Source organism: Aequorivita vitellina (assembly GCF_022008365.1).
GTDB classification, from domain to species: domain Bacteria; phylum Bacteroidota; class Bacteroidia; order Flavobacteriales; family Flavobacteriaceae; genus Aequorivita; species Aequorivita vitellina.
In genome coordinates this window covers 1-684 of record NZ_JAIRBA010000120.1, presented here as the reverse complement: position 1 = coordinate 684, position 684 = coordinate 1, and the positions used below count along the sequence as shown (strand labels likewise).

Below are 684 nucleotides of genomic sequence, written 5' to 3'. Positions count from 1 at the left end.
GCGGGAGACCGGGTTTACCTCGACTTCGCTCGGCATAAACTTCTCACCCTACTCTTTCAATTTCTATGAAAATTCGATACAAATCAACATTTTCACCTTTTAAAGAACTTTCTAGAGCGGGAGACCGGGTTCGAACCGGCGACATTCAGCTTGGAAGGCTGACGCTCTACCAACTGAGCTACTCCCGCATTTTACTTTTTTTCACAATTACCGCAACGCTCTACCATCCCGATAACTATCGGGAGAGCTACTCCCGTAATTCTTTCAATAAACCTTAAAAAAACTAAATCTTAAATTCCAAAGAATTTAAAAATAATTTTAGAACTTAATCAAAATGTATCCAGCATTTTAAGGAACAATTTCCAAATTTTAAACCAATCTCCTTGGAATTTGGTTTTTGTAATTTGAAATTTTTAAGATTCCCGCTTTCGCAAGAATTTTTGTGGGGAGAGCAGGATTCGAACCTGCGAAGACGTAGTCAGCAGATTTACAGTCTGCCCTCGTTGGCCGCTTGAGTATCTCCCCAAACTGGATTTTTTGTATTAAAAATCCAAATTTCAATATTTCAAAAATTTCCACTGTCGAAGAAATTTCAGAGCCGATAGAGGGACTCCCTTCGACTGCGCTCAGGATAAACTTCTCGTCCCAATTAAATTTAGCTTCAATTTTAAAACTAATTTAATT

2 tRNA genes are annotated in these 684 nt (G+C 38.2%); both read right to left on the bottom strand.

Features of this window, described 5'->3' with window-relative positions:
• Positions 1-115 precede the first annotated feature (115 nt).
• Positions 116-188 (bottom strand) — tRNA-Gly (locus K8089_RS16250).
• A 255-nt stretch (positions 189-443) separates the two neighbouring features.
• Positions 444-525, bottom strand: a tRNA-Tyr gene (locus tag K8089_RS16245).
• Positions 526-684 lie beyond the last annotated feature (159 nt).